This window comes from Phaeodactylibacter luteus, assembly GCF_007993045.1.
Taxonomy (GTDB): Bacteria; Bacteroidota; Bacteroidia; order Chitinophagales; family Saprospiraceae; genus Phaeodactylibacter; species Phaeodactylibacter luteus.
The window spans coordinates 57,161-75,874 of the sequence record NZ_VOOR01000018.1; the positions used below are offsets into that span (position 1 = coordinate 57,161).

The 18,714-nt window shown below is 54.8% G+C and carries 12 protein-coding genes; 5 read left to right on the forward strand and 7 right to left on the reverse strand.

Features of this window, described 5'->3' with window-relative positions; genetic code table 11:
* Window positions 1-28 precede the first annotated feature (28 nt).
* The gene (locus tag FRY97_RS10255; protein WP_147167436.1) at window positions 29-4,585 is read left to right on the forward strand and encodes a T9SS type A sorting domain-containing protein; all 4,557 of its coding nucleotides are present in this window, start codon (window positions 29-31) and stop codon (window positions 4,583-4,585) included.
* A 44-nt stretch (window positions 4,586-4,629) separates the two neighbouring features.
* Here the strand turns inward: FRY97_RS10255 and FRY97_RS10260 are convergent, their stop codons facing one another.
* The 4 genes from FRY97_RS10260 to FRY97_RS10275 all read right to left on the reverse strand — a co-directional run bounded on the left by FRY97_RS10260 (window position 4,630) and on the right by FRY97_RS10275 (window position 9,514).
* Window positions 4,630-4,926 (reverse strand): hypothetical protein, encoded by a 297-nt coding sequence (locus FRY97_RS10260; protein ID WP_147167437.1) that lies wholly within the window; start codon window positions 4,924-4,926, stop codon window positions 4,630-4,632.
* Between the two features lie 324 nt (window positions 4,927-5,250).
* Complete coding sequence (locus tag FRY97_RS10265; protein ID WP_147167438.1) at window positions 5,251-7,563, reverse strand: S9 family peptidase; 2,313 nt, start codon at window positions 7,561-7,563, stop codon at window positions 5,251-5,253.
* A 112-nt stretch (window positions 7,564-7,675) separates the two neighbouring features.
* Complete coding sequence (locus tag FRY97_RS10270) at window positions 7,676-7,945, reverse strand: SemiSWEET family sugar transporter (RefSeq protein ID WP_147167439.1); 270 nt, start codon at window positions 7,943-7,945, stop codon at window positions 7,676-7,678.
* Between the two features lie 75 nt (window positions 7,946-8,020).
* On the reverse strand, window positions 8,021-9,514 hold the full coding sequence (locus tag FRY97_RS10275) for a helix-turn-helix domain-containing protein (protein WP_147167440.1): 1,494 nt from the start codon (window positions 9,512-9,514) through the stop codon (window positions 8,021-8,023).
* 217 nt (window positions 9,515-9,731) lie between these two features.
* Between FRY97_RS10275 and FRY97_RS10280 the strand changes: the two genes are divergently transcribed.
* Window positions 9,732-11,144 carry a lytic transglycosylase domain-containing protein gene (locus FRY97_RS10280; RefSeq protein ID WP_170254581.1) on the forward strand — a complete coding sequence of 471 codons (1,413 nt, stop codon included), beginning with the start codon at window positions 9,732-9,734 and terminating at the stop codon, window positions 11,142-11,144.
* On the opposite strand, the gene FRY97_RS10285 is transcribed toward FRY97_RS10280, so the two are convergent.
* Complete coding sequence (locus FRY97_RS10285) at window positions 11,141-12,304, reverse strand: serine hydrolase domain-containing protein (protein ID WP_147167442.1); 1,164 nt, start codon at window positions 12,302-12,304, stop codon at window positions 11,141-11,143. The two genes, FRY97_RS10280 and FRY97_RS10285, sit on opposite strands and share 4 nt — an antisense overlap.
* Window positions 12,305-12,441: 137 nt before the next feature.
* Between FRY97_RS10285 and FRY97_RS10290 the strand changes: the two genes are divergently transcribed.
* Window positions 12,442-13,521 (forward strand): potassium channel family protein, encoded by a 1,080-nt coding sequence (locus FRY97_RS10290; RefSeq protein ID WP_147167443.1) that lies wholly within the window; start codon window positions 12,442-12,444, stop codon window positions 13,519-13,521.
* Here the strand turns inward: FRY97_RS10290 and FRY97_RS10295 are convergent.
* Both FRY97_RS10295 and FRY97_RS10300 read right to left on the reverse strand, forming a co-directional pair.
* Entirely contained in the window at window positions 13,518-15,152 is a 1,635-nt protein-coding gene (locus FRY97_RS10295) for an adenylate/guanylate cyclase domain-containing protein (protein WP_246141666.1), read from the reverse strand. The two genes, FRY97_RS10290 and FRY97_RS10295, sit on opposite strands and share 4 nt — an antisense overlap.
* Before the next feature lie 176 nt (window positions 15,153-15,328).
* A complete protein-coding gene (locus FRY97_RS10300; protein ID WP_147167445.1) occupies window positions 15,329-16,375 on the reverse strand; it encodes an alkane 1-monooxygenase in 1,047 nt (348 codons plus the stop codon).
* Between the two features lie 383 nt (window positions 16,376-16,758).
* Between FRY97_RS10300 and FRY97_RS10305 the strand changes: the two genes are divergently transcribed.
* Both FRY97_RS10305 and FRY97_RS10310 read left to right on the forward strand, forming a co-directional pair.
* Window positions 16,759-17,859 carry a ferredoxin--NADP reductase gene (locus FRY97_RS10305; RefSeq protein WP_147167446.1) on the forward strand — a complete coding sequence of 367 codons (1,101 nt, stop codon included), beginning with the start codon at window positions 16,759-16,761 and terminating at the stop codon, window positions 17,857-17,859.
* Between the two features lie 56 nt (window positions 17,860-17,915).
* Window positions 17,916-18,623 carry a M15 family metallopeptidase gene (locus FRY97_RS10310; protein ID WP_246141664.1) on the forward strand — a complete coding sequence of 236 codons (708 nt, stop codon included), beginning with the start codon at window positions 17,916-17,918 and terminating at the stop codon, window positions 18,621-18,623.
* The last annotated feature ends 91 nt before the right edge of the window (window positions 18,624-18,714 follow it).

Consider the following 18,714-nt stretch of genomic DNA (forward strand, 5'->3'; position numbering starts at 1 on the left):
CCCCCCTTTTGGTTAAAACCCTACAGCAATGAAGCTCCTTTTTGACAACTTAAAGTATTTGGCCTGCCTGGCAGTTTGGGCTGTTTTGCCATCACTTGCTTATGCTCAGGCTCCGGACTGGCAGGCTCCTGCACCCGGTACTTACAATTATAGCGCAACAGTCACCGCGATCATCTCTATAGAAGGGCAGCTGTCCAACCGTCTGGAAGATCAGGTAGCCTTTATTTCCGATGGGGAGGTCGTTGGCTTGAGCAGCCCTTTCATGATCAATGGCATTACCTATCATTTTGCTACTGTTTTCTCCCATGAGCCAATGGCCGAGATCGAGGTTTGGGTTTACAGTGATGAAGAAGATGAAGTTATCGAAGCCCTCTCTGCGCTCTCTTTTTCTCATCAAGCCGAGTTTGGCAGCCTTTTAGCTCCTTACGTAATCGATGCTTACCCCGGAGGTGATGCCCCGATTTTGCTCAACGGCATACCTACCCGTTTCTCCTTGCAGGGGCAGGCGTTCAGCCCGTTTTCCTTGAGCCCCTACTTAGTACAACTTGATGACGACCCCGTCTCTTGGACCGCCGAGCCCAACCCTAGCCTTGAGGTAGCTTTTTCTGGCGACACCCTTTTGGTGACACCTGTGCCGGAGTTCTTTGGGACGACTTATCTGATTGTGCGCGCTACAGAGCAAACGGCCAATGCCTACACTGCTGCTACTGTTATAGAATTTAAAGTAGAGCCAGGTTTCGATGGGCCTTCCTGGGAGGAAATCCCCGGGCAATACGCCCCTCCCGGAAGTAGCTTCATGGAGGTAGACTTGGCTGCCTATGAAACGCAGTATTCGGGCTCTTGTCTGGATTTCGCGGTAACGCCAGTATTGGATACAGGCATGGTAACTACTCCGCCTGCCTGGGCGGCAGAAGTCAACACCGGATTGCCCCAGGAAATGTCGATCGTGGCGAGAGCTTATTTCACGCCGTCTTATATGTTCAACCAACCTGGAGACTTGTTGGTGTTCCGTTCGGCGGGTGTTGTCCGGGGGGTTGCTGCCCCTACTTTTGTCAATCAATCTGCAATGTTTTTCGCTACGGTCTACAATGAGGTGCCAGTGGATAGCCTCGAAGTACAGTTGTACAGCGCAGCTCACCAACGGGTATTTGACCTGCCGGTAAAGGTGCCCTTCAGTACCAACGGTGAGCTAGGGAGCGCTCAAGGGCCCTACCGTCTAGACTTTTCCCCATTCAATCTTGAAATAACGGCGGAGGGCATTCTTTCTGTACAACCACAGTCCCCATTGTTTAAAGGGGCTCAGTATTACACCTTTGAGGCTGCCGATTGCGATTATCCGGCACTTTTTCAGGATACCGTGAGTACTTATATTTGTTACGATGAGGATACCGATGAAGATGGGCTCTGTGATGCATTAGACCCCTTTCCTACAGACCCTTGTGCACCTGATAATGACATGCCGCCTCTGTGGGTGCTGAATGCCGAAGGGGATACCCTGGTTAGCGGGGATACGCTTTATCTGAATACAGCCCCAGATACCTGTGGGCTGCTCCTCTCTTGGCGTACGATTTCTGCCGAGGATTGTGCGTTGCCTGTCGTCCTGGCAGAACTTTTCAGCCCAGACGCGCTCTCTACGGCTTTTTTGGAGTTGGTCAACCCGGACTCTGGCTGGTATGAATTGTCATTATATGCAGCCAGAGGATGGAATGAGCTTAGCATGAGCAGTGAAGATGAAACGGGTAACCGAACGGCTTTTGTCTATTACCTGGCTGTGGCCGATAGCACAGCACCGGTGCTTTCCTGCCACAATTATACAGCTTACCTTGACAGCGCCGGAACGTTCGCTTTAGCGCCTTTCCACCTTTTACAACAGGATGCTTACGACAACTGTAGCATAGACAGCCTATGGCTTAGCACAGATACCCTAGGCTGTAACCTTGCTGGAACTGCCCCGGCCATTACGCTCTCTGCTCTAGACCCTACGGGCAATCTCTCTTCCTGCACAGTGGAAGTAACGGTGCTGGACACGATAGCGCCAAGTTTCAGCTGTACGGATATTGCCGTAGAGGTGGGCCTGGACGGCAGCGTTCCGATTGCGGCCCCGGACATTGCCACGGATATTTCAGACAACTGCGGCATAGACAGCACCTGGCTCAGCGTGTACAGCTTCGCCTGCGGGGATGCCGGTACGAACGCAGTGATGTTCACCGCCTTAGACGTCAACGGCAACAGCGCTTCCTGCATGGTCAACGTAGAAGTTTCGGACCCTCATTTGCCCGAGGTGAGCTGCAACAACCTGACGGTCTACCTGGATGAAGACGGCGCAGCCTCCATCGTATACGGAGATGTATTGGCGTACAGCGACAATTGCGGCACAGTGGACATCCGCCTGGAGCGGTCTGCATTCGGTTGCATGGACACCGGCGCCCCGGTCAGCCTTGGCATAGAAGTAGAAGACCCGGCGGGCAACCTCAGCAGCTGCACAGTGGAAGTGACAGTGCTGGACACGATACGTGCAGCCTTGTCGTGTACAGACGTATCAGTAGAGGTAGGCCCATCCGGGACCACCGGAGTAGGCCCTGATGATATTATCGTGTCTTTGTCAGACAACTGTGGGGTGGACTCGGTCTGGCTGGCCGGAGGCACTTTCGATTGTGCCTCAGCTGGCACCAATGAGGTGACCGTGAGCGTTTTGGACGTGAACGGCAACCTGTCTTCTTGCACGATTGATGTTTCGGTATCCGACCCTACCGCGCCCAGTGTGACCTGCTTGGACATTGTACGCAACCTATCGCTGTCGGGCACCGCTTCTGTATCTGTTGATGACCTGCTGCTGGCTGTGTCAGACAACTGCAGCGATGTATCCCTGAGTTTGTCGCAAGAGTCGTTCGATTGTAGCGAAGCCGGGACAATAGTGCCAGTGGTGTTGTCTGCAGAGGACCCTGCGGGCAATGTGAGCAGCTGTACGGCATCCGTGCAAGTGCGTGATGTCAGCCCGCCCCAGTTATTGTGCACAGATGTGACAAAGCTGGTCGGCAGCAATGGGGCCGTTTCGCTCGCTGTAGAAGATGTGGTCTTGTCTTTAGGCGACAACTGTGGGGTGGACACCATGTGGCTGAGCGAAGAGCTGTTTAACTGCAGCGATGCGGGCATCAACGAAGTGTCCTTTACGGCAATGGATGTGAACGGCAATACTTCGAGCTGCAGCGTATCCGTAGAAGTTGTCGACCCGGTATCGCCCCAGCTGTTCTGCACAGGCATCTTTCGCCAGCTAAACAACAATGGGGAGCGGACGATCACGCCTAACGAGCTGCTGCAGGGCTACACAGACAACTGTATGGGCGAGCTGCAGCTGAGCCTCTCGCAGAGCTATTTTGATTGCAGCAATGCTGGGCAGGACATCCCCGTTGTGCTTACTGCCGAGGATGAGGCAGGCAATATCTCGAGCTGCGAGGTAGCGGTCTCCATCAGAGACACCTACGCCCCGGAAGCCGTCTGCATGCCCGCCACCGTGGAGCTGGGGCCTGATAATGGAGAAGGCTTCCTGCCTGCATTTTCGGTAGACGGAGGCAGTACCGACAACTGTGTATTGGGCATTGAGCTGGAGCTGAGCCAAGCCTACTTCACTTGTGAAGATGCCGGGGTGCAGGAAGTAGAGCTGTATGTGCGCGATGCAAGCGGCAACGAAAGCAGCTGCACGGCTCTAGTGGAGGTCATCGTTACAGGCGAGCTGAGCGATGGCTGGCAAGGCGAGGATATCGGCGCTGGCGCAGCAGGCGGTGTCTACGCATATACCCCCTGCTCTGGCGAGGGGCTGTTCTCCGTAAGCACGCCGGGCTCACAGCCGCTGTCTTCACTGCAAGACGAACTGGGCATGATCAGCCGGGAAATGTGCGGCAATTTTGAAGCTTACGCAAGGGTAGTGGAGACCAATGGCAGCTACGGCGGCCTGATGGTGCGCGAGAGCAGTGCGCCAGATGCGCGGTACGCGGCCCTGTTCACGAACTGGTCACAGACGATGCGGTGGGAGGTGCGCACCAACCCTGGCGGCGGCCGTCAGGTGCAGTTGCGTACAGGCTTCTCGCCCCGTGGGCTCTATTTAAGGCGTACCGGGTATTTGTTCCGTGCCTATTACCAGCCGCTCGGGAGCCTGACGTACACATTGGTCTCCCAGGCCAACCTGTTCATGCCCGATTGTGTGGAGGTGGGCATGGCTGCCTTCCGCGCAGGCGGGCAGGTGATCGGTGAGGTGACCTTCGGGGAGGTATTTTTTGAGGAAGATGCTTTCCAGCCATCTGCGCCTTGGGGCTTGCAGGGCGGAAGCCCGGGCACCGCAGGAGAGCTGAAGGCCTGGCCCAACCCCGCACGCAACTCGGTGCAGGCATCTTGGGGCACTCCTCTGGAAAACGGTGGGCAGCTTAGGCTGCTGAGCCAGCTGGGGCAGGCCGTCCTAGAGCTGCAGCTATTGCCGGGCGAAGCAGCTGCTAGCGTACCCCTCGATGGCATTGCGCCAGGCTTGTATTACCTGAGTATAACCGGTGCCGGGGCCGCCCCGATGCGTACCGCTATCACAGTAGTACGGTAAAGGGCAAGGCAAGAGCAGGAGTTTGCATGCGGAGCGGGCAGCGCCTAGCCGGCCTCGCCTATAGCAGCGAGCCATGTCCGCAGCGCCTTTGATTCTTCCGGGGTCAGCTTTACTTCATCCCCCTTGGGCATCTTGGCTTTGACAAACACCTGTTTGTAGATGCTGCCGGCGTACTGTCCCATATTTTCCTGGGTGAATACCCGCCGGGGCTTGTCTTCCAAGTGGCAGGGGTTGCATTTTGCCTCGAGCACTTCGAACGCAGCCTCTGCAGGCCCGGGGCCCGGGGCTGCGCTGCTCAGTACAGTCAGGGCAACAAAAAGTGTTAAGGCAGATTTTAGCATGAGTGGGATATTTCTGATAAAGCGTAAGGCCAAAATTCACCACACCTTGAAAAGGCGCAGGACAGACGGCCATTTTAGGGCCTGCCCCTGCATGATTTGAGGGGGCCTACCCCTGCCCGACGGCAGGGGTCGCTATGCTTCGGGGCTCGCTACCCGCTCGGCCCTACCGGGCTGGCCACCCCTTCGCAGCGCTAGTCCACAGCCATCATTGAATAGGCGGTGTTTGGGTTGGTGCCCCATTAAAATTGGGCATCAGCGCTCTAAGCCACAAGCACCTGTAACGGAACGTTACAGGCGCTTGAAGCATTAAGGCAATATGGGAGGTTATTGTTCCTCGTACTTGCCATCTTTTTTCAAAGGGGCAGACAGTTTTTGCGAAGGTGCAATCTGTAGGCGCGGGCTAACTTTTTTCTTATCTGATTTCATGGACTGCTCTGCCCGGTTGATGACCGTTTTCTCCGGCTCAAGGCTGTCTTCCAAAAAGTCGGTCATCTTTTGATAGAGGTGCAGGCGGGCATTATCCCCATAAATGCCATGATTGCGGTTGGGGTAGAAGTAGGTGTCAAACTGCTTATTGGCAGCAATAAGCGCATTGGCCATTTCAGCCGTGTGCTGGAAGTGGACGTTGTCATCCCCAAGGCCATGTACCAGCAGGTAATCGCCTTTGAGGCGGTCCGCAAAATATACCGGAGAGTTGTCCCGGTAGCCTGCTTCATTCTCCTTATAAGTCTGCATGTACCGCTCAGTATAGATGGTATCATACCATTTCCAATTGGTGACCGGGGCTACAGCAATCGCTGCCTTGAACACCTCATTGCCTTTGAGCAGGCACAGGGAAGACATATAGCCGCCATAGCTCCAGCCAAAGATGGCTATACGGCTCTCATCGGTATAAGGCAAGCCGCCTAGATAGCGGGCCGCCTCGATCTGATCTATGGTCTCGTAATGGCCGAGCTGCTTGTAGGTCATCTTTTTGAATTCCTCCCCCCGGCCGCCTGTGCCGCGGTTGTCTACACAAGCCACGATATAACCCTGCTGCGCCAGCATTTGGAACCACCAGTAATTGCTGCCTTTCCAGCTGTCCGTGACTTGTTGGCTGCCAGGCCCGCCGTAGAGGTACATAAACACAGGGTATTTCCGGTTGGCGCGGAAGTCAGTAGGCTTGATCATCCAGCCATTCAGTGCTACCTTGTCTTTGGTCGTGAAAGAGAAAAACTCAACCGGCTGTGTGCCGTACTCTACCTGTTTGCCCTTGAGGCTCTTGTTCTCTTCAATGGTGCGCAAGCGCCGGCCTTTCTGGTCAAAAACAGTATAAGTGGTGGGCGTATTGGCCGTAGAGAAGGAGGCTACGTAGTAATCGTAGGTACTGCTGAACTGCGCACTGTTCCAGCCAGAAGCGCCAGCAATAATGATTTTGTCTTCCCCGTCTAGCCCAATGCTATAGACCTGACGCTCCATAGGCGATTTCTCGGCCGCCTGATAGTATACCCGGCCATTGGCTTCGTCCACCCCATAGAGGGTGCTCACTTCCCATTTGCCCTTGGTGATCTGACGGAGCGCCTTGCCCTTCATGTTGTAGAGGTAAATGTGGTGCCAGCCGTCTTTTTCGCTGCTCCAGATAAAGCGCTTGCCATCCTTGAGGAAAGTGAGGTTGTCCAGTACGCTTTCCGCAATGTAGTATTGGTTTTTCTCCTCCAAGAGCAGCTTTGTCTGCCCATTTTTGGCATTGGCCAGCAACAGCTCCAAGTGGTTTTGATGACGGTTCATGCGGTATACGCACAGCTCATCTGAGCTGGCCGTCCATTTGATGCGGGGCACATACTCCTTGGCAGAGCCCAAGTCCACTTTAACCGGCTCGCCGCCTTGAGTGCTGTAAATGAAAACATCAACCTCGGCATTGTCCTCCCCTACCTTGGGGTATTTAAAGGTGACATACTCCGGGTACATCTCATCGTGGTAATTGGTCATCGTGAACTCCTTCACCTCGCTCTCGTCAAAACGGTAGTACGCCAGGCGATCCCCGTTGGGCGACCAGAAAAAGGCCTTGGCAAAGCCAAATTCCTCCTCGTATACCCAGTCGGTGGCACCATAAATGATTTGATTGTGCTGCCCGTCCTGTGTAATCTGCACGATGCTCCCGCTTTCGAGGTCTTTGTAGTACAAGTTGTTTTGGTAGACAAAGGCTACTTTATCACCCTGAGGGTTCAGGTCGGCATAGCTGTGCTTGCCTTCCGTGAAAACGGTCTGCAGCGTTTTGGCCTCCCGGTCATAGATGAAATAGTTGGCCCGGTAGGAGCGCCGGTAGATAGATTCTGTGCCAGATCTGACCACGATCTTCGACTCGTCGGCACTGAATTCGTACCCATCGATCTTGCCAGTGAAATCTTCGTTGCCACGCACCGTTGCAGGGTCGAAAATGGTCGCGACCTGCTCGCCTGAGGTGATGTCATACTGCAAGATTTTGTCATCTTCCAGGCGGGTGTAATGCTTGCCGTCCTGCAAGAAATTGAAGCCCGGCACTGATTTGGCATAGAATTCATAGTTCTTCCAGATGCCTTCAAGCGTAATGTCTTTTTGAGCGTTCACGGTGGCTAGGCTCAGCAGGGCAAGCCCTAGGAATACAGTTATTTTTCTCATATCGGGATCAATTGGATTTGGAACTCGAAAATAGGCAATTAATAGCAAGGGGCAGCGCTGCCAGCCAGGGCTATGCCCAAATTAGCAAGGACGGAAACCTTTGCCGGCTCTTTTAACCCTGCTTGCGCAGCACCGCTTGCACTTTTATCGCAAAGATGACCGCAGCCAGGGAAGCGGTTATGCCATTGGCGGCCATCAGGGGCACATCTCCGATGCCGTAGCCATACGCGAACCAGCACAGCGTGCCAGCCAGCAACATGGAAAAGGTAGCCAGCGAGAGGTCTTCCGCCGAGCCGGTCCGTATGGTTTTGACCGCCTGAGGGATAAAGGCTGCAGTGGTTAGTGCTGCCGCTACAAAACCTAGAATAGAAAGGTATGTCATATAGAAATGTTTGAGCAGCCCTGCGGTTTAGGGTAAGGGCGGCAGTGCATTTGGCCAAAAAGCGGGCCCAGCTTGTTATTGGGAGGCCTCCAGCTTGGAAAGGCAATCCTGAATATTGCGCATGGCCTCCCGCCGGTTGACTACGGCGGGCGCCGCTGCTCTTTCCTCGCAGTCCCGTACCGCACAACGCTCACAAGTTTTATTGACTTCTCGGCGCTGTATAGCGGGGTCATCAAAGAAAGCAATGCGTGCTTTGGCTTCCGGCGTAGCCAAGATGCCTATCGTCACGCTAACGTTGAGGTTGGGCGTAGGGTAGGCCGGGCGGGCAATCGTCAGGCAGAGGTATTCGTCTTCTGTGCCCAGATAGCGGGAACGCTGCGCCCTTACGATATTGTCCACATATTTACCTTCCTGTTGCATGTGGTGGAGGTCCTTGAGCAAGGAAAGGGCCACCCAACGGCGGCAGTAATGCTCGTATAAGCCATTGCCGTGGGGGTGGTGCCGCTTGCTCAGGTGCAGCTCCTTGTCAATTTCGAAAATATCCTCTTCCGGGCTGTGCGTAAAGCGCAGGAAGAACATCTTGCTCATCTCGAAAAAACGGGGCAGGATATTGGTCAGGCGGTGGTAGAACATCTCAGGGGTAGCTTCGTACCGCTTCATAATGCTCAGGAAAGCCTCTCCGTCCCATTTGGGCCGGCTGAAAAAGCGGTTCAGATCGGCTATGAAGGGGTCGTGCGGGATGTGCAGCGCTACAGAAAAGTAAATGGCTTTGGAATGGTTGATGACCTCCTCGAATACCCTGCCTTTCAGCAGGGAAGAAGTGCTGGCCCGCTCTTTGAGCTGCAAGAACTCAAACCCCAGCTCCTTGCCGTACTGAAAGGCGCGCTGCATAGGCGTTAGGCTGCGGTTGAGCAGCAGTTTCTTATCCTTGGCCAAAAAAACAGACCGCAGCTTTTGCAGCTCGGGGTAGGCGTTCAGCCCTCCGTCTTCTATGGTATACCCAAAACGGGACTCCAAGATGTTCCTCAGTACAGCCTCCGGCACCGGCCGGCCCTGCGGGATCTCATACAGCTGCGAAAAGCGGCTGACCGCCTCCTCAAGGTCTTCGAAGTAGTTGTTGTTGAGCTCTAGGTAGGCCCGCAGGGCGCCAAAGTAGAAGTTCTCCTCCTTCAGCGCATAATTGCGGGACAGTTCGAGCAGAGTGGAGATGAACGCGCCTACCCGTACAGGGGCGTTGGCGATGATCTCCGCTACTTTGGACAGCTCTATGCCGAAGAGGTCAAGGGGCAGCTCATTGAGGAAATTGGACTGCAGCAGCTCTCCCACCGGGGCCATGTTCTGGCTCAGCTCCAGGGAGGTCAGCTCTTCGGGCGTCACGCCCAGGGCCGCTGCGAGGGGCTCAATTTTGTTGCCGCGGGGGTATTTTTTCCCCTTCTCAATCTCATTGAGGTAAGAAACGGAAAGCCGGGCTTTCTGCGATAGGTCTGCAAAGGATAGCCCTAGAGATTGTCTCAACTGTTTGACTTTCAGGCCAAAAAGTATTCGCTCGTTTTGTGTTTTTGTACTCATAGAATTCAAAAATAACAGAATTTAGCGAAATTTCGCAAGTGTATTAAGCCGGCATGAGTTGGTGCCTCAGGCTGGTACAGGGAAAATTTGCTATTTTTGTGCCCATGCTGCAGCCAGTTGAACAGCAAATAGCAATTGATTAACAACTGTTTAGGCTGTAGCCAAAGCATTCGGGCGCTCATTGCCCGGGATGTTTCCAGGAAGCAAAGTCTACCCTATGGATAGCCAGTATACCCCAATGCCATTGTTTTTGCTGCTCATGTTGTTGCTCGCCACCGGGCTGAATGCCACTTTAGCTGCAGCTACGCCAGCCCCGGAATACAACGAAGAAGAAGTGATCAGCCGCCTGCAAGAGATCGAAGACCCGCTCTTTGAGCTGAAGTACAATAGCGTGGTGGGCGGGTACATACGTGGGTACCTATACCGCAACAGCCGTCATAAGGCGCAGCTTGTCACGGGCCGCGCGCTACTGTATTTTCCGATCATGGAAAAGTACCTGGCAGAACAGGGGGTGCCCGAAAAGCTGAAGTACCTGTCTGTCGTGGAGTCTGCCCTCAACCCACATGCGGTCTCCCGGGTCGGTGCGGTAGGGCTTTGGCAGTTTATGCCGGGCACCGGCCAAGACTACGGCTTGGCCATCAATGATTATGTAGACGAGCGCAAAGACCCGCACAAATCTACGCAGGCTGCAATCGCCTACCTCAAGAAGGCTTACGATAAGTACGGAGATTGGGCCCTCGCCCTTGCCGCTTACAACGGGGGCTCGGGGCGTGTGGCGCGGGCCATCAAACGGGGGCGTAGCAAAGACTTTTGGAAAATCCGCCGCTATATGCCGCGGGAGACCCGCAATTATGTGCCAGCTTACATCGGGGCTACCTACCTCATGGAGTATTACAAAGCCTATGGGGTTCAGCCAGCCTATCCTGAGCTCGATTTACAGATTACGGGTTCTGTTAAAGTGTATGACGCCATCAGCTTTTACCGTGTTGCGCAATTGACAGGGCTTTCCCTAGATTATATCCGCAAGCTCAACCCTTCTTACAAAAGAGACCTGCTGCCCCGCAACGAGGAGGGCAATTTCCTCATTTTGCCCAAACGCGTACTGCAGGCCGTAACCGATTACCTTGAGGCGCAGCGCCCCGATCATCTTGCCGATGCCTTCTTTGCAGAAGACCGAGTGGAGGCAGCGCCTCCTGCTCCGGAGCAGTACCAACAGACTTCTTATTATGTCTCTGGAACAGAGACCCTCCCCGAAGTAGCTAAAAAGCTGAACTGCTCTGTCCATCAGCTGGCTGCCTGGAATCAACTCCAATCGGATTCGCTTTGGGCGGGCCAGGAGCTTCTGGTCTTTTTCCCCCGCGAAATCCGCCGCTTCCAGCCTATGTCGCCTATGCCGCCCCTCCCTGATATCCGCCGGCTGCCTGTGCCAAAAGGGCCGCTGCGGCCGCTCTGCCCTTCACCTGCAGCGCTCCCGGTAGTGGGCAAATGGTATTATACCCTGCGAAACCGGCAAACGGTGGCGGACTTGTCTCAGCAGCTGCCATTTCTTGATCCAGATGCTGTTGCCCGCCTCAATGGGGTAGAACAGGGCGACAAACTGCCCCGGGGCACACTGCTCCGGCTGAACTAACGCCTTACAGGCAGCTCCTGCAACCATTTTATACCTTCCTTGGTAAGGTCAACGCCTGCTTTGTTGCAAAGCAGCACAACAGCCTGCCCATTATCGGGGTCGAAGCCAGCAAATGCACTGAATGCTTCGGTGCCACCGTTCATCCAAATAATCTCCCTTGCCTTCGGCCCGGCGAGGTAGCTGGACAGCCAGCCATAAGTGCCGGTGGTCGGGTATGCAAACCCTGGAAAATTCGCATCTACCCTGGGCTGCCGGCTTTCGAGCAGGATGCTTTCCCAAGGGTGGCTTTCTGAGTTGAGGTAAGCATAGAGCAGTTGGGCTAGGTCTGTTGTGGTAGATTTCAGCCCGGCGGCAGGCCCCATGATAGGCAGCGTCGCTGGCTCAGTGCTCATAAACCGGGTGCGCTGTTCCGGATTGAGCTCCAGCTGTGTATCTGCCAGCCCAAGCGGGCCCGCAACTTCGGTTTCCAGCAGGTAGGCAAACGGTTGGCCTTCGGCTATAGCCAGGCTGTGCCCGAGCACTGCCATGCCAGCATTGGAAAAATGCCAGGCTGTGCCAGGCTCGTTTTTGTAACAGCTCTGTGTAAGGCCGGCTAGCAAGGCCGGGTAGGCCGCAGCTGCTGAAGGGGGCTGAGAAACTGTAGTAGCATACTGTGCGCCCGGGTGCCAGTCGTAGTGGCCCAGGCCAGCGTTGGGCAGGCCAGAGGTGTGGGCTGCGAGCTCACAAAAAGTTGGAGTGCGCCCTGCCCGGGCCAGGTCTGGCGAACAGCTCATCATAAGCCGTGGCGGGGTGCCGGGCAATACCATTTCTGTGCACCGCGCTGGCTGAAAAGGGGGCGGGCAAAGGCTGTCGGGGAGGTAGTCCGTAAGTGGCTGGCCGGGGGCTATCCTGCCCTTTTCTGAAAGGCGGAGCATGAGCAGAGCCGTGAAGGGCCCGGTAAGCGCCCCCAGCTCGTAAATGCTCTTTTCATTCGCTGCTGGAGCTCTGCCTCGACGGGGCTGTGCATTGAAGTAGCTGATTTTTCCATCTTGAATGACCGCAGCAGAAAAGGCCGTGCGGGAGTGTGCTTTGGACAAAGCGCCTAGCTGCGCGGTAAAGTCAGGCTGTCCTGTAGCGTTCAGCCCAAGGAGGAGTAGAGGAAAGAAGAGGTAGTTTTTCATAGTTAGGGTAGTTTTTCCGCCCGTAGGGCATGGGGGCGTGGGGGGAAAGTTCACTATCTTTGGTTAGGAAAATAAGGCATATCGTTTATGCCCTGCACTGATGGTGCTCAGCCAGTGTTTTGAAAAAAGTCAGCCCAATGTGGAAACGCTTTCAGCTCAGCCGTTTCAATCTGTACCAAGTTCCCTCTTCCTTCCTCAGCCTTAGGGTGGCAGCCGGGCTATTGGTAGGGGAGCTGGTGCTCAGTGTGCTGGGCTATATGTACATCGAGTCTTACAGCCTGGCTGATGCGTTTTACATGACGATGATTACGATCTCCACGGTCGGTTTTACGGAAGTGCAGCCCTTGAGCACAGCCGGCCGCCTGTTTACGTCCTTCATCATCCTACTGAATATCGGCATCTTTGCTTATGCCCTGGCGGTGTTCACCTACTACGTCATACAGGGTGAAATTTTTAAGACTATGCACACCAATCATATCAATACCTCCATTCAGAAACTGAGCCAGCATGTGATTTTGTGCGGTTATGGCAAGTACGGGCGGGAAATAGCCGAGCACTTTACCAAGCACGAGGTGCCCTTTGTGGTCATTGACCAAGACGACGGCAAAATCGAGGAGCTGCAGAAGAGCGCCGACCGCATTCTTTACCTGCACGATGATGCCACCCACGATGAGGTGCTGCTTAAGGCCAACATCAACGAAGCGGCAGCACTGATCTCTGCGCTGCCAGATGATTCCGATAATGTGTTCGTGGTCCTTTCTGCCCGTCAGCTCAGCCCTGCGCTCAATATCATATCCCGGGCCAAGGATTTCCGGTCGCAAAAAAAATTGCTGATGGCTGGGGCCAACCACGTGGTCATGCCCGAACAGATCGGCGGGTTTTACATGGCCACCCTAATCAGCAAGCCTGGGGCGGTGGAGTTCTTTTCTTTTATCACGAATGAGTACCGCTCTGACATTGGTTTTGAGGAGGTCGATTATGAAGACTTGCCGCTGCACTGCCGGGGCAAGTCTCTGAGGGAGCTCCACTTGAGGCGGCAGACTGGGAGCAATATCATTGGGTACAAAGCACCGGATGGGCATTACGAGGTGAACCCTGCCCCAGATACCATACTGCAGCCGGGCGCGAGCTTTATCGTTTTGGGCAACAAACAACAGCTGCAGTCACTGCTACGCTACTTACAAGAATTGAAAGCAGGGCGGGCATTGCCGGGCTAAGCCGTCGTTGCCGGAGCGGCCGGGGTAGCAATGACCCTAGGCCCCTTTACGAAGTACATATCGATCAGCCCTTTGTTTTTGGCCTGCACCTTGCCCCGGTATTCGCACTCATACTTATAGCGCACGAGGTTGTAAGTGGCTTCGGAAATATTGATGCGGCCGGCTTGGCCATTGCTTTCTACCCGGGAAGCGATATTGACCGTGTCGCCCCAAATGTCATAGGCAAACTTGCGGATGCCCACTATGCCGGCTACCACAGGGCCCGTGTGTACCCCTATCCGTGCCTCGAAGAAGGGCTTGCCCAAGCGAGTGCGCTCCTGTTTGCGCTCTTCGAGAAACTTCTGTATCTCCAAGGCCGCTTCGATCATGTGCACCGGCCGGGCTTTCACGTCGTTCAGGCCGGAAGCACACATGTAGGCATCACCTATGGTTTTTATTTTTTCAATGTCCTTGTACTTCTCTAAAATGAAATCGAACCCTTTGAAGCAAAGGTCAAGCTCCTCGACCAGTTCTTCGGGGGTAAGCTGTTCGGCAATGGTGGAGAAGTTTTTGAAATCGCTGAAGAGCACAGTAACTTCTTCGTGCTTGGCCGTAACCCCCTGCCCGGTCTCTTTGAGCTCCTTGGCGATGTGTTTAGGCAGGATATTTTCCAGGAGGTCATTGGCCCTTTTTTGTTCATCGAGCAATTGGGCTTGGCTTTCCTGCAAGCGGCGCCGGCTCCGGCGGCTGACCAAGAAGAGCACAAGGAGCAGAAGGGTAAGCAGGATACCGGCGCTGGCCAGAATGATGAGCTGATTGCGCTGCTCCCGGTTGCGGTCGGCTTCATTTCGGATCTGTTCGGACTCCAGCTGAGCCTTTGTCAGCTCCAGTTGTTGCGCATTGAGCAAGGCTTCCTGCTGTAGTTTTTCACGAGACAGGCGGTCGTACTGTTTTTGGCGGATTTTAGCCAGTGAGTCGGCCCGGGCTTTGGCCGCAGATACATCGGCTAGCCGTTCTTCTTTTTGGGAGACAGTTTTTTCCACCTGCTTTTTTTCCTGAACGAGCTGCTGCTGCCGTTCTTGCAGGCGGTCCCGGTCGGTGGAAAGGTCATTCTTTTCTTTGGCCAGGCGGTCAATCTCTTCCTGCAGGCGCTGCTGCTCTTTTTGCAGGGAGGCCCGCAGCTTTTCATAATTGCGCTCGAGGTCGCTGATGCTCGTGCCATTTTGGCTGAAATAATTGAAAGCCTCCTCTACAATCTGATAAGCTTTGCGGTAGTTGCGGTCCTTTTCGGCCAGCCGGCTGCGCCGTTCCACGCTTTTGATGATGAGGTCAGAGTCTTTGGCCTGTTTGGCTTTGGCCAGTGCTGTTTTATACCAGACCTCAGCATTGCGCTCGTTGCGGTCACGCTCATAGGCCCGCCCTGTGAGGAAGGCAGCCTGAGCGCCCATTGCAGCATCGCTATTGCTGTTGGCAAGGTTGAAAGCTTCTTTGGCATACGCTATTGCGGTCTCCGTGTTGACACGCAGATAGGCTTCGCCCAGCTGATAATTGAGGTACATCCTCGATCGGCTGTCTTCTGCATCATTCAGCTCTGCTTTCAGGTCCTCAATGGATTCTTGTGCAAAGGCGGATACGCTCGCCAGTAAGAACATTAACAATAAAAGGCCGGTATTCTTCATAAGTCGTTCAAAGCGCAGTTGCCGGGGCAGGCCGCTAGTATGGCCTGTTGCCCAGATGGAGCCTGTTGGCAAAGTACAGCATACGGTGTGTACATAGTCAAAAAACAAAAATACAAACTACAGCCTACAATAAAGAACGGTATGGAGAATTACCCTTGCTGCCGGGGCAGGCGGGGGTGCATCACCCGGTACCAGGCCGGTGGCACCAGGGCGAGCAAAATGGCCCCGGGGTAGCCGGTAGGCAGCTTGGGGCTTTCCTCATGTCGCCTCAGGATTTGGTATTTGCGGGTTGCTTTGTAATGGTGGTCGGAGTGGCGGGTCAGCTCATAAAGGAAGATGCGCCCCAGCTCGTGGTCGGAGTTCCAAGAATGGGCAGGGGTTACCCGTTCGTATTTCCCATTGGGGAGTTTACGCCTGACCAGCCCGTAGTGCTCGATATAATTGACCGATTCGAGCATGAGGAAGCCAAAAACACCAGCGCCCAGGGCTAGGGCAGCGGCAGCTGGCCCATACGCCCAACCTGCCAAAAGCAGATAGCCCAGCTCTATAGCCGTAAACCGCAGCATCTCGTTGTTTATGCTCCAGAACGGCTGCCCGGCCCGGTTTAGCCGGCTGCGCTCCAGCCGCCACGCATTCCGGTAAGCGCCCCAGGCCGAGCGCAGGAGGAAGCGATAGATGGGCTCGCCCCGGCGGGCTGTGGCAGGGTCTTCAGGCGTTGCGACGTGCTTGTGGTGCCCCAGGTTGTGCTCTATGATGAAGTGCATGTAGAAGCCGGGCAGCAGCAGGGCTTTGGCCATAGCCCGCTCATAGGCCGTATGCCGGTGGCCCAGCTCGTGCCCTACATTGATGCCCGAAGTGCCGATGACAAGCCCTACGCTCAGCGTCATGCCTGTGATCTCCCACGGTGCAAGGCCGCCTTGGTGCACCGTAGAAAGGAAGTAGCATACCAAAAGGTACAACAGCGGTAGGTTGAGGTACAAAAGCAGGTCGAAAATCAACAGGCGCGAGCGGGGGGCTTCTTCTTCCACCGCAGGGTTACGGGTAGAAACTGGAAGGATGAGCTCTAGGGCGGGCAAGGCGCCGAAGCCTACAAAAAGCGCACTGTAGGAGGCTAGGCCGCCTTGGCTGACTGCCCAAAATGCGGAGGCTGGCAGTACGTAGGCCAGCAGATACTTCAAATCTCTGGTAGTGAACATAGGGGAGGAGCTTTTGGGTATTAAGAGATGCTATGTTAACATCCAAGCAGTTTTTTGATTAAACGAGACCCGAAAACCGGAGCTTAGCCAAGTCCCGCTTTTGATGCACAAAAGCGGGAAGGATCTTCGGGGCGAAGTATAAGCGGAAAAGTGTCCCGCTGTCTAGCGGGACAGGCCGATTACTAAAGCCCCAGCACGCTCTAAAATAGGGCAAATTGTGGGTTGTTGCAAGATATCGCACAAGCCTAAACCAGAAGCCCTCGTGGCTGTTGCATTAGCGGCAGGCAACGGCCGCCTGCTTCTTGGCAGCCGATAAGCAGGGTGATACCTGCCCGGTGTGCGAGGGATTCTCTATTTTTGCCGACTCAATTCCAGAAAACAACATGAGCAAGAAATTCTACAGTCTCAAAGTCCGCGACGTACGCCGGGAAACCGAAGATGCCGTGACGCTTATATTCGATGTGCCCGAGAGCCTGGGCAGCACCTTTCAGTACAAGCAGGGGCAGTACCTCACCCTCCGCTTTACCCTCAATGGGCAGGAGGAGCGCCGCTCTTATTCTATGTGCAGCAGCCCCTTAGAAGACCACCTGGCGGTCACGGTCAAGGAGGTTGCAGGAGGGAAGGTCTCTACTCATATCAACCGTCAGGTAAAAGCCGGAGATGAGGTAGAAGTGATGCCCGCCGATGGGCGCTTCTATACCCCGCTTGACCCCGATAACCGCAAAGATTATTACCTCTTTGCAGCGGGCAGCGGCATAACGCCACTGATGTCTATCCTTAAGACCGTGCTCGAGGAGGAGCCTCAGAGCACAGTGTTCCTGCTTTACGGCAACCGGGTTGAAGAGGGGATTATTTTTAAGGATGCCCTGGCCGAGCTGCAACAGAAATATGACAATCAGCTTATCGTAGAGCACATCCTCAGCAAGCCGCGGCGCGAGAAAGGGGGCGGTGTTTTTGGGTTCCTGAAAAAGGGCGCCGTTTCTTGGGGCGGGCAGACCGGCCGCATCGACCGGGCGTCTGTAGCCCGTTTCTTGCAGGAGAACAAGCAGCGCAGCAGGCAGGCCGAGTATTTTATCTGCGGCCCTGGGGACATGATCGATACCGTTGAAGCAGCCCTGAATGGGCATGGCGTAGACGGCAAGCACATCCACACCGAACGGTTCACCTCGGGCACTGGCCACGATGGGCCGAAAGTGGCTGGCATAGATGGGGCTAAGGTAACAGTACACCTCGATGGCACGGCTCATGAGGTGGTGGTCAAATCTGGGAAGACCATCCTAGATACCCTGTTGGCCCAAAAGCTGGACCCGCCTTATTCCTGCACCTCCGGCGCTTGCTCTACCTGTATGGCCAAGGTCGTTAAAGGCAGTGTGAAAATGGATGCTTGTTTTGCATTGGACGACGATGAGGTGGAGGAAGGCTATATCCTGACTTGCCAGGCACACCCTACCTCTGACGAAGTGGAAGTGACCTACGACGTCTAATTGCGCTGAAGATTTTGTATCATTGGGGGGATAGGGGCATCCCTGAAAATATACCGATGATGAGAACTACTTTAGCTATACTCATTGGCGGCAGCCTTCTGGCTGCATGCAATGCTGGCAGTGGGCGGCAGGAAACGGTGGGCGAGGCGACCGCCCTTGCTGCTGTTGATACCCTTGCCGCTGATGCGGAAGAACTTCAGCCAATAGCTGATTACGATACTGCCGAGTGGGCGGAAGTGTCCCGCTTAGCCCCGGAAATTGTGCTCGACCTGAAGTATGCCACGGCCGACAACTTCGTCAAAGAGCAGATGTACGATTGCGGCCGTTGTTTCCTCAGGCCTGAAGTGGCAGCGGCTGTGGCCCGTGTGCAGCGGAAAATGGTGCAAAAAGGGCTCGGGCTGAAGATGCTGGACTGCTACCGGCCCCGGCCTATTCAGCAAAAACTATGGGATAAGGTGCCGGACCCCCGCTACGTAGCCGATCCGGCTGAGGGCTCAATGCACAACAGAGGCGCTGCAGTCGATCTGACTATCGTTGACTTGTCTACCGGGCGGGAGCTCGATATGGGCACGCCCTACGACTTCTTTGGGCCAGAAGCCCACCCGAGCTACCAAGACTTGCCTGAAAAGGTGCTTGCCAACCGTAAACTGCTCAGGGATGCCATGCTGGAAGAGGGCTTTCAGCCGATCACTACCGAGTGGTGGCACTTTTCCCTTACCGGGAAAAACTATGCGCTTTCCGATATGTTATGGAAGTGTTATTGAAGTATTGCCGGCTCTTATCCGGCACAACAAAGTGTATATTCGGGCGTTTGGGGCATACCTGTTCTGCTCACTAATCATCATACGATAATCC

Bases quoted from the DNA above. Each gene is read 5' to 3' on its own strand.
- FRY97_RS10270 (WP_147167439.1), bottom strand. From the start codon at position 7,945: ATGACATACCTTTCTATTCTAGGTTTTGTAGCGGCAGCACTAACCACT.
- FRY97_RS10265 (WP_147167438.1), bottom strand. From the start codon at position 7,563: ATGAGAAAAATAACTGTATTCCTAGGGCTTGCCCTGCTGAGCCTAGCC.
- FRY97_RS10310 (WP_246141664.1), top strand. From the start codon at position 17,916: ATGATGAGAACTACTTTAGCTATACTCATTGGCGGCAGCCTTCTGGCT.
- FRY97_RS10285 (WP_147167442.1), bottom strand. From the start codon at position 12,304: ATGAAAAACTACCTCTTCTTTCCTCTACTCCTCCTTGGGCTGAACGCT.
- FRY97_RS10275 (WP_147167440.1), bottom strand. From the start codon at position 9,514: ATGAGTACAAAAACACAAAACGAGCGAATACTTTTTGGCCTGAAAGTC.
- FRY97_RS10300 (WP_147167445.1), bottom strand. From the start codon at position 16,375: ATGTTCACTACCAGAGATTTGAAGTATCTGCTGGCCTACGTACTGCCA.
- FRY97_RS10295 (WP_246141666.1), bottom strand. From the start codon at position 15,152: ATGTTCTTACTGGCGAGCGTATCCGCCTTTGCACAAGAATCCATTGAG.
- FRY97_RS10305 (WP_147167446.1), top strand. From the start codon at position 16,759: ATGAGCAAGAAATTCTACAGTCTCAAAGTCCGCGACGTACGCCGGGAA.
- FRY97_RS10260 (WP_147167437.1), bottom strand. From the start codon at position 4,926: ATGCTAAAATCTGCCTTAACACTTTTTGTTGCCCTGACTGTACTGAGC.
- FRY97_RS10255 (WP_147167436.1), top strand. From the start codon at position 29: ATGAAGCTCCTTTTTGACAACTTAAAGTATTTGGCCTGCCTGGCAGTT.
- FRY97_RS10280 (WP_170254581.1), top strand. From the start codon at position 9,732: ATGGATAGCCAGTATACCCCAATGCCATTGTTTTTGCTGCTCATGTTG.
- FRY97_RS10290 (WP_147167443.1), top strand. From the start codon at position 12,442: ATGTGGAAACGCTTTCAGCTCAGCCGTTTCAATCTGTACCAAGTTCCC.